The organism is Methylobacterium cerastii (assembly GCF_022179125.1).
GTDB lineage: Bacteria > Pseudomonadota > Alphaproteobacteria > Rhizobiales > Beijerinckiaceae > Methylobacterium > Methylobacterium cerastii.
Window position 1 is genome coordinate 91,746 of sequence record NZ_BPQG01000030.1, and the last position, 16,646, is coordinate 108,391.

Here is a 16,646-nt window from a genome sequence, read left to right on the forward strand (position 1 = left end):
AGGGTCGCGTCCTAGAATGAGCGCATGGTCCGACCCCGCGAACGCGCCGATGCAAGGTCTTCATGCCTGAGGAAGCGGCCCGGCTCGAGGATACGCCCGGCGCAGGGCGCCCGCGCAAGGCGGTTCGTCGCTGGACGCGGCGCTGCCTGTGGACGGCCGCCGCCCTGGTCGTCGTGCTCGGCCTCGGTCTCGGCGGGGGCGTCATGCGCCTCGCCTACGGACCGCTGCAGATCGACGGCCTGTCGGCGCGGGTCTCGGCTGCGCTGGCCGACCGGATCGGGCCGGGCTGGCGCATCGACCTGCGCGACAGCACCCTCGAGATCGATGCCGAGAACGCGCTGGCGTTGCGCGTCAGCGGGCTCGACATCCGCAACCCGCAAGGGGCGCTGGTCGTGCGCGCGCCGCTCGCCCTCGTCAGCATCGACCCCTGGAGCCTGCTGAGGCTCTCGCCGTCGCCGCGCTCGATCGAGTTCCGCGACGTGCAGATGACCGCGCTCGTCCACCGCGACGGCTCGATCGCGTTCGCGGCCTCCGAGCCGTCCCATCCCGGCGACGCCTCGCCGCACACGCCGCCGAGCGTGGACGCGGCCCGCGGCGTGGTCTCGCCGCTCTCGGCCGCCACCGCCTCGATCTTCGGCGTCGTGCTCGATTCCGCCGGCGTCGTCGGCGCCCTCGATCGCGCGCGCATCACCAACGCCCGCCTGACGCTGATCGACGACGACGCCCGCGAGCGCGCGGTATTCGAGCACGTCAACGGCCTGTTCGGCCGCGACCCGAAGCAGGACGCGCGGCTGTTCGAGCTGCGCATCGACGGACCGCACGGGCAATGGCGCTTCGGCGGCACGCTGCGCGAGGCCGGCGGCACCCGGCGCACCGGAATCATCACCCTCGACGACCTGCCGGCCACCGACCTGCTGCTGCTGTCGGGCCAATCCAAGCTGCCGTTCACCACCGACCTGAAGCTCTCGGCCCGGGCCGACATCGCCCTCGACGGCGGCCGCATCGAGGCGATGAAGGCGACGCTGCGCACCAGCGACGGGACCTTCCTCGTCGAGGAGAAGGACTTCAACCCGGTCACCATCGAGAGCCTGAACGCCGCCTTCAGCTGGGACGAGGCCGCCCGGGTGATGACGCTCGACGGGCTCGACTACCTCGGCGCCGGCAACGCCGTGAACCTCACCGGCACCTGGGCCGAGGCCAAGGCTGGCGAGGACTTCGCCTGGACCGCCACCCTGTCGAGCCGGAATGCGACCCTGCGCGGCGCTGCGGCCAAGGACAAGCCGGTGACGATCTCGGCGATGGACGGGCATCTCACCGGCCGGGCCGGCGGCATCGCCATCGACAGCTTCGCCATGACCGGCGCCGGCATCCACGGCAACATGAGCGGCACGCTCGGCACCACCGCCGACGACGACGGCCTCACCCTCCACGTCACCGCCAGCGACAGCGAGGCCCGCACGGCGCTCCGGCTCTGGCCGGAGAACATCGCGCCGGGCGCGCGCAACTACCTCGTCGACGAGCTGCGCGCCGGCCGCATCGACGCCGTCGACATCACCGTCGACATGTCGGGCGCCGAGCTCGCCGCGGCGACGCGCGGCGACCCGATGCCGGACAACGCGGTGCACATCGACTTCCGCGTCTCGGACGCGACGCTCGAGGTCTCGGCCGACGCGCCACCGCTGACCCGGGGCACCGTCGCCGGCACGATCACCGGGCGCACCACCCGGATCCGGAACGTCACCGCCGACATCCGCATGGCCGACGGGCGCGCCCTGAACATTTCCGAGGGCGCCTTCGTCATCCCGGAGATCGCGCCCGACAAGGTCGTGGCCGACATCGGCCTGCGCCTGTCGGGAGGCGCCGACGCGCTGGCCGCCCTGCTCCAGACCAAGATGTTCAAGGCGCTCTCGGGCGTCGAGCTCGACCCGGCGACGGTGAAGGGCCAGGCCGACCTGCGGATCGGCTTCCCGCTCGACCTCAAGCACATCCCCGACCTGCCGGACCTCCCGGTCGCCGTCACCGGCACGCTCAGCGACCTGACCGTCGACAAGGTCGTCGGCAAGGACAAGCTCGAATCCGGCCGCTTCGCCGTGAGCTACGATCCGCGCGGCTTCACCCTGAAGGGCGACGCGAAGCTGTCGGGGGCGCCGGTCTCGATCGACATGCACCAGGCCAAAACCGGCGGCGCCGGCGAGGTGCTGGTCAACCTGACCGCCGACGACGCCCTGCGGGCGCGCAAGGGCCTGCCGACGGCGCCGCAACTCTCCGGGCCGATCGCGGTCAAGGCCACGATCCCCCTGGTCAAGGCCGGGGCGACGAGGCCGCCAATCCGCGTCGAGGCGGATCTCGCCCGCGCCGGCATCGACGGGCTGGTGCCGGGCCTGACCAAGGCGGCGGGCAAGGCCGGGCGCCTGACCTTCGCGCTCGTCGACACCGGCCCAGGGATGGACCTGCGCGACATCGTGCTCGATGCCGGCGTGGCCTCGGCACGCGGCAGCGCCTCGCTCGGCAGCGAGGGCGGCCTGGAGCGGGCGGACCTGACCAACCTGAAGCTTTCGCCCGGCGACGACATGCGGGTCTCGCTGGAGCGCAGCGGCAACGGCTACCGGGTCGCGGTGAAGGGCGCGGTGGCCGACGCGCGGCCGTTCCTGAAGATGATGACCGCGCCCGAGGGCAAGGGCCAGCGCGACGCCAGCCCGAAGGACATCGAGGCGGAGATCCAGCTCGGCATCCTCACCGGCTTCAACGACGAGGCGCTGACCAACGCCAACGTCAGGCTGACCCTGCGCGGCAAGGACGTACGCTCGGCCGCGATGAGCGGCAAGTTCCGCTCGGCCCCGTTCGTGGCCAGCGTGACCAAGGGCGAACGCGGCGCGCCGACGCTGGCGATCGAATCCGGCGACGCCGGCGCGACGCTGCGCTTCGTCGATGTCTACCGGCGGATGTACGGCGGCCGGCTCAACCTCGGCATCGTGCTCAGCGACGGCCCGCAGGCCGGCGTCGTGCAGATCCGCGAGTTCTCCCTGCGCAACGAGCCGGCCCTGTCGAGCATCATGGCCCAGGGGCCGGAGACGGTGGAGACCGTGGACGCCCGCGGGCGCAAGCGCACGGTGGCGGGGCAGGGCAGCGCGGTGGCCTTCGACCGGATGCGGGCGAACTTCGTCCGCACCGGCTCGCGCGTCGACTTCTCCGACGCGGCGATCTCGAACGCAGCGATGGGCTTCACCCTGTCGGGCTTCCTCGACACCGCCCGCGAACGCACCGACATCAACGGCACCTTCGTGCCGCTCTACGGCCTGAACAACATCGTCTCGCAGGTTCCGGTGATCGGCCCATTGCTCGGCGGTGGCCACAACGAGGGCCTGTTCGCGGTCAACTTCCGGGTCTCGGGCAAGCTCAACGCGCCGGACGTGAGCGTGAACCCGCTCTCGGCCGTGGCACCGGGCTTCTTGCGAAAGCTGTTCAGCGCGGGCGGCGGCTCGAACTTCGCCGACGGCGTGCCCCCGGCGGTGCAGGGCGGCGACCGCTGAGGGGCCGGATCGCGCGCGGCAAATCGCCGGTAGGTCGATCGGCCGGGCGGACTACTCCGCGGCCGGCACCCGCATCGCGTCGCAGCCGGCATCCGACGCGTAGGCGTTGACGATCGCGTCGAGGAGGCCCGGAAAGCGCGCCTCGACCTCGGCGAACCGGGCTTCGTTCCGCATCTCGACGCCATGCCGCGCGCTGCGGATCAGGCCGGCCTCGCGCAGCACCTTGAAGTGGGTCGAGAGCGACGACTTCGGGATCACCCGGTCGCCGAGGGTGGCCAAAGCCGAGCAGGCGTCGACGCAGCCCGCCCGCATGATCTGCGCGAAGATCGCCGCGCGGTTCGGATCGGACAGCGCGTGGAGGATCGCGTCCGGGCGGACGTCCTCGATCGCGGGGTGGAACAGAGATCTCATCTTTTCCGCATGTGGGGGCTTGAACCGAACTCCGTTAGTTCTGAATTACCGAACTATGGGACTAAGGCGGCCATCCTGGAGCCGACCCATGCCAAAGGGGTTAGCATACATGTCCAAGCTCGCGGGCAAAGTCGCCGTCGTCACTGGCGCATCGAAGGGCATCGGCGCCGCCATCGCCAAGGGGCTGGCGAAGGAGGGCGCGGCGGTGGTGGTCAACTACGCGTCGAGCAAGGCCGGCGCGGACGCGGTGGTCGCGGCGATCACCGCGTCGGGCGGCAAGGCGGTCGCGGTCCAGGGCGACGTCTCGCAGGCGGCGCAGGCGCAGGCCCTCGTCGAGGCGGCGGTGACGCAGTTCGGCCGGCTCGACGTGCTGGTCAACAATTCCGGCCTGTACGAGTTCGCGGCGATCGAGGCGATCACCGAGGCGCATTACCACAAGCTGTTCGACGTCAACGTGCTCGGCGTGCTGCTGGCGAGCCAGGCGGCCGCCAAGCACCTCGGCGAGGGCGGCAGCATCGTCAACATCTCGTCGGCGATCACGGACGTCAACACGCCGACCGCTGCGGTCTACGCCGGCACAAAAGGCGCGGTGAACGCGATTTCCGGCGTGCTCGCCAACGAGCTCGCGCCGCGCAAGATCCGGGTCAACGTCGTCAGCCCGGGCTACGTGGTGACCGAAGGCACGCACGCGGCCGGCATCGCCGGCTCGGAGATGGAGGCCGGCTTCGTGGCGCAGACGCCGCTCGGCCGCGCCGGCCGGCCGGACGACATCGCCGACGTCGTCGCGTTCCTGGCCTCCGACGAGGCCCGCTGGCTCACCGGCGAGGTCATCACCGCCAGCGGCGGCATCCACTGACGCACGGTCGCCGCGGATCGACCAGGCCGAGACCCGTTCCGGGCCTCGCTCGGTCAAGGGCGCTCACGCCACGCGCAGCAGCACGTGGCGCTTCTTGCCGAAGGAGAGCTTGAGCACGCCGTTCTTGGCGAAGTCGGCGGTGCGCAACACGGCGCGCTCGTCGGTGAGCACCACGTCGTCGATGCGCAGGCCCCCGCTCTTGATCTGGCGGCGGGCCTCGCTCGTGGACGGCACCAGCTTGGCGTATTCCGGGCCGAAGGCGCTTAACACGCCCAGACCCGCGTCGACGAGGTCGCGCGAGACGGTGACGCTCGGCAAATCCTCGGCCAGCGTCCCCTCGACGAAGGTCTTCCGCGCGGTCTCGGCGGCGGCGTCCGCCGCCTCGCGGCCGTGCATCAGCGCCGTCGCCTCGGTGGCGAGCCGCACCTTGGCCTCGTTGATCCCGGCCCCCCCCTTCGCGGCGAGCTCGGCGATCTCGGGCAGCGGCAGGAAGGTGAACAGCTTGAGGAAGCGCTCGACGTCGGCGTCCTCGGTGTTCCGCCAGAACTGCCAGTAATCGTAAGGTATCAGCATCTCCGCATCGAGCCAGACCGCGCCGGCGGCGGTCTTGCCCATCTTGGCGCCGGACGCGGTGGTGAGCAGCGGGCAGGTCAGTCCGGTGAGGCCGGGCACGCCCATGCGGCGGCCGAGGTCGATCCCGTTGACGATGTTGCCCCACTGGTCGGACCCGCCCATCTGCATCGTGCAGCCGTGGCGGCGGTTCAGCTCGACGAAGTCGTAGGACTGGAGGATCATGTAGTTGAACTCCAGGAACGAGAGTTCCTGGTCGCGCTCCAGGCGCATCCGCACGCTGTCCATCGACATCATGCGGTTGACCGAGAAGTGGCGCCCGACGTCGCGCAGCATCTCGATGTAGTTCAGCTTGGTCAGCCAATCGGCGTTGTCGACCATGATCGCGCCGGTGGACGAGCCGTCGAAGGCGAGGAAGCGGGCGAAGGTCTTCTGGATGCCGGCCTTGTTCGCCTCGATCTGCTCCAGGCTCAATATCTTTCGCGATTCGTCGCGCCCCGAGGGATCGCCGACGCGGGTGGTGCCACCGCCCATCAGCGCGATCGGCCGGCCGCCGGTCTTCTGCAGCCAGTGCAGCATCATGATCGACAGCAGGTGGCCGATATGGAGCGAGGCCGCTGTGCAGTCGTAGCCGACGTAGCAGGTCAGGCGCCCCTCGGCCGCCGCCGCGTCGACGCCGGCGAAATCCGAGCATTGGTGCACGTAGCCGCGCTCGGCGAGGACCTTGAGGAACTCGGACTTGGGCGCGAAGGGCTTGGGCGCGAGGGGCTCGGCGGCGGTCATGGGAATGCAGGCTTCTCGGTTCGAGGCGGGACGCCGGGCGGCGGCACGGGATGCGATCCCGCTCGGCTGGCGCGTCCGCTCGCAAAAGGGCATGAGGCGGCTTGGGTGTCACTCGCACAACCCCCGTCGCGTCGGCGGCGCCACCGGAGGCGCCCACGGGGACCGGGGGTTTTGCGAGCCGCACTCATAGCAGGGCGACCGGCGAAAGGCACGGGGGCAGGTCATGACCATGATGCGCGCGATCGGCCTGATGAGCGGGACCTCCCTCGACGGCGTGGACGTCGCCCTGATCGAGACCGACGGCGAGGCCGTCCACGTGGTGCGGGGCCACAACAACTACCTCGAGCCCCTCGGCCCCACCGGCTACCGCGGCTATTCCGAGGACGAGAAGGGGCTGCTGCGCGCCGCCACCAAGGATGCCGAGGGCGTGGTCGCGCCGGGCGACCGGCCCGGCCGCCTGCCCGAAGCGGAGGCCTTCGTCACCGAGGCGCATGCACAGGCGGTGGAGCAGTTCCTCGCCGAGAACGGGCTCTCGGCCGGCGAGATCGACGTGATCGGCTTCCACGGCCAGACGGTGATCCATCGGCCCGACCAGCGCATCACGATCCAGGTCGGCGACGGCCAGGCGCTGGCCGACCGGCTGCGCATCCCCGTGGTCTCGGACATGCGCCGCGCCGACATCGAGGCGGGCGGGCAGGGGGCGCCGCTCGTGCCGGTGTTCCACCAGGCGCTCGCCGCCGCCTCCGGCTTCGAGGGGGCGTTCGGCATCCTCAACATCGGCGGCGTCGCCAACGCGACGCTGATCGATTCGAAGGGCGGCGTGATCGCCTTCGACACCGGGCCGGGCAACTCGCTGATCGACGAGTGGATGCAGGAGCGCGAGGGCAAGAACCTCGACGACGGCGGCCGCACCGCCGCGCGCGGCCGCGCCGACGAGCCGCTGCTGGCCTGGCTGCTGACGCACCCGTTCTTCTTCCGGCGGCCGCCGAAGTCGCTCGACCGCAACTGGTTCTCGCACAAGCTCGCAGGCCAGCTCTCGACCGAGGACGGCGCGGCGACGCTCACCGCCTTCACCGCCCGCGCGGTCGCCCGGGCGCTGGACCACGCACCGGAGATCCCGGCCCGCTGGATCGTCGCCGGCGGCGGGGCCCGAAACGGCGAGCTGGTGCGGCTGCTGAACTATCACCTGCGCGCCGAGATCACGATGGCGGACGCGATCGGCTGGTCCTCGGCCTTCCTCGAGGCCCAGGCCTTCGCGCACCTGGCCGTGCGCTCGCTCAAGGGCCTGCCGATCACGTTCCCCTCGACCACCGGCGTGCGCGAGCCGATGACCGGCGGCGTGCTGGCCCGTCCGCGGGATTCGTCCGGGTCTTGAGCCTCGGCCATGCCCTTCGACGGATCGTCGAGGAATACCCCGAGGCCCACCTCGACCCGCCGGCCGGGCACCCGCTCGCAGCTGTGATCCGGAGAAGCGCGCCCGACGAGATGCGGCGCGCGCTCGAACCGATCGGCGGCGGCTATTGCGTGAAGGGCAGCCCCGGCCGCGGCACGCATTGGGCGGCGGTGCCCTGGCTCGCGGTGTTCGATCCCGCGATCACCACCAGCGCGACGCGGGGCTACTACCTCGTCTACCTGTTCCCGGCGCATCGGCAGCAGGTCTATTTCTGCCTCGTGCAGGGCACCGTCGCGGCGATCCGTGAGCATGGGCCGGATGCGGAAGGCTTCTTGCGCCGGAGCGGCGACGCGCTGCGGGCGCGGATGTCGGATTTTGCCGACCGGCTGCCGCTGTCCGCGATCGATCTCGGCAGGGAAGGCCCGCTGCCCGAGGGCTACGCGGCGGCCCACATCCTCGGCCTCGCCTACGATCTCGATGCGCTGGGCGACGAGCGTCGGCTAAGGCGCGACCTTGCGGTCGGGATCGAGGCCTATCGGGCGTTGAAGGCGCGGGGCGGGCTCGTGTTCGACTGACCGTGCAGCGCACTTCTCCCGCCCCAGCAAAGGGGGAGGGAAGCGCGCCCGATTTGTGCCCCCGGCGCCCGCGCGCTAGAGCACGCGCACGATGTCCCACAACACGTTCGGCCACCTGTTCCGCGTCACCACCTTCGGCGAGAGCCACGGGGTCGCCCTCGGCTGCGTCGTCGACGGGTGTCCGCCCGGGCTCGCGCTCGAGGCCGAGGAGATCCAGGCCGAGCTCGACCGGCGCAAGCCCGGCCAGTCGCGCTTCACCACCCAGCGCCGCGAGCCGGACCAAGTGCGGATCCTGTCCGGCGTCTTCGCCGACGACCGCACGGGCGGGCGCCAGCTCACCACCGGCACGCCGATCGCGCTGACGATCGAGAACACCGACCAGCGCTCGAAGGACTATTCCGAAATCCGCGACAGCTACCGCCCGGGTCACGCCGACTACGCCTACGACGCCAAGTACGGGTTTCGCGACTATCGCGGCGGTGGGCGCTCGTCGGCGCGGGAGACCGCGGCGCGGGTGGCGGCCGGCGCCATCGCCCGCAAGGTGATTCCCGGCGTGACGATCCGCGCGGCGTTGGTGCAGATGGGCCCGCACGCGATCGAGCGGTCGCGCTGGGACTGGGACGAGACCGGCAACAACCCGTTCTTCTGCCCCGACGCCGAGACCGCTAAATTTTACGAAACCTACCTCGACGCGATCCGAAAGGACGGCTCGTCGATCGGCGCCGTGATCGAGGTGGTGGCCGAGGGCGTCGCGCCGGGCCTCGGCGCGCCGATCTACGGCAAGCTCGATGCGGATCTCGCCGCCGCGATGATGTCGATCAATGCGGTCAAGGGCGTCGAGATCGGCGACGGCTTCGCCTCGGCGGCGCTTCGCGGCGAGGACAACGCCGACGAGATGCGCGCCAGCAACGACGGGCGCCCGGCCTTCCTGGCCAACCATGCCGGCGGCGTGCTCGGCGGCATCTCGACCGGCCAGCCGATCGTGGTGCGGTTCGCGGTGAAGCCGACCTCGTCGATCCTCACGCCCCGGCGCACCGTCACGAGCGACAACCGCGACGTCGACCTGATCACGAAGGGCCGCCACGACCCCTGCGTCGGCATCCGCGCCGTGCCCGTCGCCGAGGCGATGATGGCGTGCGTGCTCGCCGATCACCATCTCCGCCATCGGGGGCAAGTCGGCTCCTGACCGCGGCGCCCGACGCCTGACCGTCCCCGGACGCAAAGCTCATTCGAGTACCGAACCGTGCCTCACAGCTCCGTCACCTCCGCCATCGAAGCCTTCGCCCGCGGCGAGATCGTCGTCGTCACCGACGACGACGACCGCGAGAACGAGGGCGACCTCGTCGTCGCCGCGATCCATTGCACGCCGGAGAAGATGGCGTTCATCGTCCGCAACACCTGCGGCATCGTCTGCGCGCCGGTGACGACCTCGGAGGCGCGACGCCTCAACCTCGCGCCGATGGTCGCCTCGAACGACGCGCCGCTCGGCACCGCCTTCACCGTCACGGTGGACGTGAAGCACGGGCTCACCACCGGCATCTCGGCCGAGCAGCGCTGCAACACCGTGCGGGCGCTGGCCAACGGCAACATGGGCGCCGACGACTTCGTCCGCCCCGGCCACGTCTTCCCGCTGATCGCGCGGGACGGCGGCGTGCTGATGCGCTCCGGGCATACGGAGGCCGCGGTCGACCTGTGCAAGCTCGCCGACCTGCCCCCCGTCGGCGTCATCTGCGAACTCGCCAACGACGACGGCACGGTGATGAAGGGGCCGCAGATCACGGCCTTCGCCGAGGCGCACAATCTCGCCCGGGTGTCGGTGGCCGACCTGATCGCCTACCGCCAGGCGCGCGACCGGCTGGTCGAGCGGGTCGGGCACTTCCCGGTCCAGACCGAATTTGGGCCGATGACCGGCTACGCCTACACGACGCCGTTCGAGGCGATCCAGCAATTCGCCTTCGTCCACGGCGAGATCGGCGACGGCCGTGACGTGCTGGTCCGGCTGCACCGCTCGGACGTCGTCGCCGACGTTATCGAGGGCGGCCGCCAGATCGAGACGGTGATGCGCCGCTTCGCGAAAGAAGGACGCGGCATCCTCGTCTACCTGCGCGACGGCACCGCCGGCGTGCCGCTCAACCGCGTCGCCGACGAGGGCACCGAGGCGCAGCGCGTGCGCCAGTGGCGCGAGGTGGGCCTGGGCGCCCAGATCCTGCGCGACCTCGGCGTGGTCTCGTTCCGCAACCTCTCGACCTCGTCGCGGGCCTATGTCGGCCTGTCCGGCTTCGGCATCGAGATGCTCGGCGACGAGCCGCTGGAAGGCTAACGGGCTTTTGTCCGGCTACGCCCGCACGAACCGGCCGTAGCGCAACGCCAGCGCCGGCAGGATCGCGAGGTTCAGCACCGTCGAGGTGACGAGCCCGCCCAGGATGACGATCGCCATCGGTCCCTCGATCTCGCGCCCCGGCTCGCCGGCGCCGAGCGCCAGGGGCAGCAGACCGAGGCCGGTGACCAGCGATGTCATCAGGATCGGCACCAGCCGGTCCCCCGCCCCCTCCGAGGCGGTCGCGGCGTCCCAGCTGCGGCCCTCGCGGGCGACCATATGCTCGTAATGGGCGATCAGCATGATCGCGTTGCGCAGCGAGATCCCGAACAGCGTCACGAAGCCGACGATCGAGCCGAGCGAGATCACCGCCCCGGTCGCCGCAACCGCGAGCACGCCGCCGACGAAGGCGAAGGGCAGGTTGACCAGCACCAGGAGGAGGTTACGCACCGAGCCGGTGACCACCGCGAGCAGCAGCACGATGCCGAGGCCGGCCAGCGCCGAATAGGTCAGCAGGTCGGCGCGCGCCCGCGCCTGCGTCTCGGCGGCGCCCTCGAACGCAACGTAGACGCCCGGCGGCAGGGCGACCTCCTTGGCGACCTTGCGCTTGGCCGCCTCGACGAAGGAGGCCACGTCGCGCCCCGTCACGTTGGCGGTCACCGCCTGCACCCGCTGCGCGCCCGCGTGCTGGACCTGGTAGCGTCCCGCGGTCTCGTACACGTCGGCGACCTGGGCCAGTCGGATGTAGCTGCCGCTCGGGGTCCGCAGCGGCAGGTCGCCGAGGCGGGTGAGGTGCGCCCGTGTCGCCCGGTCGAGGATGACGATGACGTTGAAGACGGCGTTGCCCTCGTAGGCTTGGCCGACCACGTCGCCCTGGTAGGCGGTGCGGACGATCTCCAACACCTCGATCGCGTCGAGGCCCCAGTGGCGCAGGTCGTTCCGGCGTAGGGACACGGTGATCTGCGGCAGGCCGGCGGGCGATTGCTGCTGCACGTCGGCCGCGCCCCGCACCTCGGCGAGCTCGCGGGCGACGTCGCGGGCCGCCGCCTCGATCCGGTCGAGGTCGGCGCCGAACACGTTGATCACCACCGGCGCGGTGTAGCCCGAGACCGTCTCCTCGATGCGTTCGGTCAGGAAGGTCTTGAGCGAGAACGCGGCGCCGGGCGTGCCCGCCATCAGCGCGCGGATGCCGGCCTCGCTCCGCCCCTGCGCCGCGCCGTCGAGGCCGGGCTCGAGGTCGATGTGGATCTCGCTGTAATGTGTGCCGGCCGTGTCCTGCCCGGCCTCGGCCCGGCCGACCTGCTGCGCCACGGCCCGCACCCCCGGCACCGCCTTGAGGCCGGCGGTGATGCGGGTGCCGAGCCGCAGCGATTCCTGCAGCGAGGTGCCAGGGGCGGCCGCCATGTGCAGGATCAGGTGGCCCTCCTTGAGGTCGGGCAGGAAGGTGCCGCCGAAATAGGGCAGGGCGGCAGCCCCCCCGAGGGTCAGCAGCAGGGCGGCCGTCGCAGCCCAGCCGAAGCGCCGCTCGACGCCGCCGAGCACCCGGACGTAGGCGGCGCGCGAGGCCCGCATCACCGGCGGGTCGCGCGCCGGCAGATCCCTGCGGGCGACGAGCGCCATGGCGAGCGCCGGCGTGACGGTGAGCGCCACCGCGAGCGAGGCCACCACGGCCAGGATGTAGGCGAGCGCCAGCGGGCCGAACAGGCGCCCGGCGACGCCGGTGAGCGCCAGCACCGGCAAAAACACCAGAAGCACCGCGAAGGTGGCGTAGGCCACCGCGCTTCGCACCTCCAGGATCGCGTCGCGCACCACCCGCGCGACCGGCAGCGGCGCGAGCAGACGCCGGTTCTCGCGCAGGCGCCGCACGGCGTTCTCGATGCCGATCACCGCGTCGTCCACCACCTCGCCGATGGCGATGGCGAGCCCCCCCAGCGTCATCGTGTTGAGGCTCTCGCCCATCGCCCCGAGCACCAGCACGGCGGCGAGCAGCGAGAGCGGGATCGCGACCGCGCTGATCACCGCGGTGCGCCAGTCGAACAGGAACACGAACAGCACCACGACGACCAGGATGCCGCCGAGCGCCAGCGCCTGCAGCACGTTGCCGTTGGCCTGGGCGATGAAGTTCGCCGGGCGGAACAGGTCGCCGCGCAGCACGATGCCGTCGCGCTCCAGCCCAGGGCGAAGCTCGTCGAGCGCCGCGTCGACGCGGCGCGTCGCCTCCAAGGTGTTGGCGCCGATCTGCGCGCCGACCATCAGGAGGATGCCGGGGCGGCCGTCGACCAGGGCCGCGCTGATCGGCGGCTCGGGGGCGGCGACCACGGTGGCGACGTCGCCGAGCACCACGCTGGCGCCGCCCTCGTTGACGAGCACCGTGCGGGCGATCTCGTCCGGCGTCAGCGACTGGCCTTCCGTCTGCAGGGCGATGCGCTGGTTGGCCGTGTCGACGAAGCCGGCGCCGCGCACACCCGTCGCCTTGCGCGCGGCGACCAGCACGTCGTTCAGGCCGAGGCGGAAGCGGATCAGGTCGTGCGGCCGCACCTCGACCTGGAACGCGCGCACAGCGCCGCCGTAGACCGAAACCTGCGCGATGCCGGGCACCGCGAGCAGCCGCAGGCGCACCCGCCAGTCGGCGATGGTGCGCAGGTCGAGGGCGGACCGCTTCTCCGAGGTCAGCCCGACGAGGACGACGGTGCTGGTCGAGGAGGTGAGCGCGGTCATCGCCGGCGGCAGCACGCCCTGCGGCAAGCGCCCGGCAAGGCTCGCCAGCCGCTCGGTAACGAGCTGGCGCACCCGGTAGATGCTGCTGCCCGCCGTGAAGGTGGCGGTGATGACCGACAGGCCCTGGATCGAGCTCGACCGCAAAGTGGCGAGGCCGGGAAGCCCGTTGACCGCGACCTCGACGGTCTGCGTCACCAAGACCTCGACCTGTTCCGGGTTGAGCCCCGGCGCCTCGGTCTGGATCACCACCGAGGGCGGCGCGAATTCGGGGAAGACGTCGTACTTGGCCTGGCCGAGGCTGGCGGTGCCGTAGACCAGGAGCGCCAGGGCCAAGGCCACGACGATTCCGGGGAAGCGGATCGCGAAAGCGACCAGGGCGGCCTGCGGACCGACGGGATCGGAGGCGGGGGCGTCGGTGTCGGGCGGCATCGGCTCAGTCGTCGTCCGCGCCGCCGGAGGCCTGCGCCTGGGCCTTCATCTCCTCCGAGAGAAGGGCCTGCGCCCCGCGCAGCACGATCTCGGTCTCGTTCGTGAGGTCGGCGACGACGAAGCCGTCGCCGGAGAGCGCCGGGTCGGCGCCGAGCGCGTGGCGGGCGAACCCGGCCTCGCCGACCGCGCGGTAGAACCAAGCCCCACCCTGCCAGTGCACCACCGCCTCCTCCGGCACCAGCACGCCGACGGCAGCCCGCGACGCGGTGATGAAGGCCAGCGTGCTCATGCCTGGCAGGAGCCCGCTGTCGCCGGACACGGTGTAGAACGCGCTCAAGCCCTGGATGCGCTGGTCGGTGCGGGTCGCGGCCGAGACGAAACGCAGGGGCACGCGCTCGCTCTGCGGGGGCACCTCGGCGAAGGCCGCGCCGGGCGGGCCCTTCAGTGCCTCCCCCGGCGGCAACGTCACCTGAACCAGGAAGTCGGCGCGCTCGATCAGTCGGGTCACGAGGCCAGAGCGCTCGACGATGCCGCGGCCGATCACCGGGCCCCATTCCTGCTGCGCGGTGGCACTCAGCGTCCGCACCTGCGACTGCGCGGCGGCGAGCGCCGCCTGGTCGGTCTGGAACGTGCCCTCGGTGGTCTCGATCTGCACCTGCGTGGCGTAGGCCCCGAGCGACTTGGCGCGCTGGAACGCGGCGCGCGAGACCTCGACCCGCGCCTGCGCCGTCTGCAGCTGCGCCGTCGCGGTGGCATAAGAGTTCGTCAGCTCGGTCACCCGCGCGAGGTCGAGGACGCTGCCGTAGGCCTGGATCTCGATCGGATGCGATTCGGATGGGCGCCGGGCGGTCTCGAGCCCGATGCGGGCGCGCTCCTCCGGCGTCAGCACCACGACGACGCGCCCGCCCTCGATCGCGGTGCGCTGGGCCGCCGGAAGGTGCGGCGGCCGCGGCGCGACGGGCGCGCGCTGCGCCTCGACGCCGACGATCCGCGAGGCCGCCCGCCGGATCTCGTCGCCGGCCAGGAGGGCCGCGACGCCCAAGGCCGCCAGCCCGATCGCCCCACCCCAGATCCAACCGGAGGTCCGCCGCTGCCGCACCCGATCCATCCCCCCGAACACGCGGCTATCCTGCCGCCTCACCTTGAGGATGGCATTACCACACGATCCCGGTTTCGATTGCCGAATTGTCCCGAATTTCGCGCGATGTTTCTGCCGCTCTCCCTCAACGCCCCATCAGGGCGTCGACATGCGCGGAGACCGAGCGGCCGAGGCCGTCGAGGCTGTAGCCGCCCTCCAGCATCGAGACGAGGCGGCCGCCGGCATGGCGGTCGGCGACCTCCATCAGCTTGCGCGTGGCCCAGCCGAAGTCGGCTTCGGTCAGGCGGAGGTTGGCCAGCGGGTCGAGGTGGTGGGCGTCGAAGCCCGCCGACAGGATGATCACGTCGGGGGCGAAAGCCTCGACGCGTGCGAGGATGCCGGCCTCGAAAGCCTCGCGGAAGATCGCCCCGTCGTCGCCCGGGCGCAGGGGCACGTTGACGATGGTATCCTTCGCGCCGCGCTCGGAGGCGGCGCCGGTGCCGGGAAACAGCGGCATCTGGTGGGTCGAGGCGTACATCACGTCGGCGTCGTCCCAGAAGATGTCCTGCGAGCCGTTGCCGTGGTGCACGTCCCAGTCGACCAGCGCGACGCGGCTCGCACCCTTGGCGCGCGCATGGCGCGCGGCGATGGCGGCGTGGTTGAACAGGCAGAAGCCCATCGCGCGGGTGCGCTCGGCGTGGTGGCCGGGCGGGCGCATGGCGACGAAGGCGTTGCTGCACTCGCGCCCCATCACCGCGTCGACCGCGAGGATGCCGCCGCCGACGGCGCGCAGCGTCGCCTCCAGGCTGCCCGGCGACATCAGCGTATCCGAATCGATCGCGACCATCCCCTCCTTCGGGGCGGCGGCGACGATGGCCTCGACGTACTCGGCCGGGTGGGCGAGCGTTGCGACCGAGGCCTCGGCCTGGGACGCCATGGTGCGCACGAGGCCGGCGAACCGCTCGTTCTCCAGCACGCGCTCGATCGCGCGGATGCGGTCGGGCCGCTCGGGATGTCCCTCGGGCACGGCGTGGTCGAGGGCCGCCGGGTGGCTCACGTACAGGGTCGTCACGATCATCCCTCCGGCTCGCGCACGCCGTCGCGCCGCGGACGCAGCTGTCGCAACCGGGCAACAGCCTTTGGCATTGTGCCCGCGGGCAACGCAGGAGGCTACGCCGAAGTGCCACCTGCGCCTATGCTCCGATCAGTTTCCGTCAACTCTGGTTCGAACGGCGGAGACGTGCTCGAGAGACGTCCGACATGCGCTTCGCCCCGATCATCGCGTGTGCCGTGCTGCTTTCGGGTTGCAACTTCAAGGCGGTGCCCGATCCGACCCTGTCGGCGCGGGACACCGCCTTCATGGCTTTGGTGCCGGACGCCGAGTTCGATCCGCACTTCGCCCGCTACCAAGTGACCGATCCGACGAAGGAGCGGCCCGGCACCATCGTGATCGAGACGATGGAGCGGCAGCTCTACCTCGTGCTGCCCGACGGCAAGGCGATGCGCTACGGCGTCACCGTGGGCGACGAAGCCTACGGCTGGAAGGGCACCGCCACGGTCGACCGCAAGGCGGAGTGGCCGGCCTGGAACCCGCCGGCCGAGATGGTCAAGCGCTGGCCGCACGTGCACCCGATGCAGGGCGGCCCCGGCAACCCCCTCGGCGCCCGCGCCCTCTACCTCTCCGACAAGGGGCGCGACACGCTCTACCGCATTCACGGCACCAACGAGCCGGAGAAGATCGGCCAGGCCGCCTCGTCCGGCTGCATCCGCATGCGCAACATCGACGTGGTCGACCTGTTCAACCGCGTACCGGTGGGTGCGACGGTGATCGTGCGCTGACGCGTGACCCTCGAGCAGTCTCCTCGCATCATTCCCGGGCTGCGAAGCTGCGAGCGGAATTCAGAACCGCTGACGCCAGCCAGATCCGACGCCGTCGGCGGTTCTGGATTCCGGGCTCGCCTGCGGCGCCCCGGAATGACGGAGCGA

At 71.5% G+C, this 16,646-nt stretch carries 12 protein-coding genes; 7 read left to right on the forward strand and 5 right to left on the reverse strand.

The window, feature by feature from the left end:
* Nucleotides 1-62 precede the first annotated feature (62 nt).
* Nucleotides 63-3,530, forward strand: a complete 3,468-nt coding sequence (locus MFF13_RS10755) for a YhdP family protein (RefSeq protein WP_147828452.1) — start codon at nt 63-65, stop codon at nt 3,528-3,530.
* A 51-nt stretch (nt 3,531-3,581) separates the two neighbouring features.
* On the opposite strand, the gene MFF13_RS10760 is transcribed toward MFF13_RS10755, so the two are convergent.
* Entirely contained in the window at nt 3,582-3,941 is a 360-nt protein-coding gene (locus tag MFF13_RS10760) for an ArsR/SmtB family transcription factor (protein WP_147828453.1), read from the reverse strand.
* Nucleotides 3,942-4,050: 109 nt separating this feature from the next.
* Here MFF13_RS10760 and MFF13_RS10765 point away from each other — a divergent pair, with 109 nt between their 5' ends.
* A complete protein-coding gene (locus MFF13_RS10765; RefSeq protein ID WP_147751818.1) occupies nt 4,051-4,797 on the forward strand; it encodes a glucose 1-dehydrogenase in 747 nt (248 codons plus the stop codon).
* 63 nt (nt 4,798-4,860) lie between these two features.
* Here the strand turns inward: MFF13_RS10765 and tyrS are convergent, their stop codons facing one another.
* Nucleotides 4,861-6,150, reverse strand: a complete 1,290-nt coding sequence (gene tyrS / locus MFF13_RS10770; RefSeq protein WP_147828454.1) for a tyrosine--tRNA ligase — start codon at nt 6,148-6,150, stop codon at nt 4,861-4,863.
* 223 nt (nt 6,151-6,373) lie between these two features.
* Here tyrS and MFF13_RS10775 point away from each other — a divergent pair, with 223 nt between their 5' ends.
* From MFF13_RS10775 to ribB, 4 genes are all read left to right on the forward strand, one after another.
* Nucleotides 6,374-7,525, forward strand: coding sequence for an anhydro-N-acetylmuramic acid kinase (locus MFF13_RS10775; protein WP_147828455.1), 1,152 nt, complete (start codon nt 6,374-6,376; stop codon nt 7,523-7,525).
* On the forward strand, nt 7,522-8,118 hold the full coding sequence (locus tag MFF13_RS10780) for a DUF3578 domain-containing protein (protein WP_147828456.1): 597 nt from the start codon (nt 7,522-7,524) through the stop codon (nt 8,116-8,118). Before MFF13_RS10775 ends, MFF13_RS10780 begins: the two co-directional genes overlap by 4 nt.
* A gap of 91 nt (nt 8,119-8,209) precedes the next feature.
* The gene (aroC, locus tag MFF13_RS10785; RefSeq protein WP_147828457.1) at nt 8,210-9,304 is read left to right on the forward strand and encodes a chorismate synthase; all 1,095 of its coding nucleotides are present in this window, start codon (nt 8,210-8,212) and stop codon (nt 9,302-9,304) included.
* 57 nt (nt 9,305-9,361) lie between these two features.
* On the forward strand, nt 9,362-10,438 hold the full coding sequence (gene ribB, locus MFF13_RS10790; RefSeq protein ID WP_147751813.1) for a 3,4-dihydroxy-2-butanone-4-phosphate synthase: 1,077 nt from the start codon (nt 9,362-9,364) through the stop codon (nt 10,436-10,438).
* 15 nt (nt 10,439-10,453) lie between these two features.
* Here the strand turns inward: ribB and MFF13_RS10795 are convergent, their stop codons facing one another.
* The 3 genes from MFF13_RS10795 to MFF13_RS10805 form a co-directional block, all read right to left on the reverse strand.
* Nucleotides 10,454-13,582: an efflux RND transporter permease subunit gene (locus MFF13_RS10795; protein ID WP_147828458.1), complete on the reverse strand. Its 3,129-nt coding sequence runs from the start codon at nt 13,580-13,582 to the stop codon at nt 10,454-10,456.
* Nucleotides 13,583-13,586: 4 nt separating this feature from the next.
* Entirely contained in the window at nt 13,587-14,690 is a 1,104-nt protein-coding gene (locus tag MFF13_RS10800) for an efflux RND transporter periplasmic adaptor subunit (protein ID WP_373322513.1), read from the reverse strand.
* Between the two features lie 115 nt (nt 14,691-14,805).
* Nucleotides 14,806-15,732, reverse strand: a complete 927-nt coding sequence (locus MFF13_RS10805) for a histone deacetylase family protein (protein ID WP_147828459.1) — start codon at nt 15,730-15,732, stop codon at nt 14,806-14,808.
* 188 nt (nt 15,733-15,920) lie between these two features.
* Between MFF13_RS10805 and MFF13_RS10810 the strand changes: the two genes are divergently transcribed.
* Complete coding sequence (locus tag MFF13_RS10810; RefSeq protein ID WP_147753780.1) at nt 15,921-16,499, forward strand: L,D-transpeptidase; 579 nt, start codon at nt 15,921-15,923, stop codon at nt 16,497-16,499.
* The last annotated feature ends 147 nt before the right edge of the window (nt 16,500-16,646 follow it).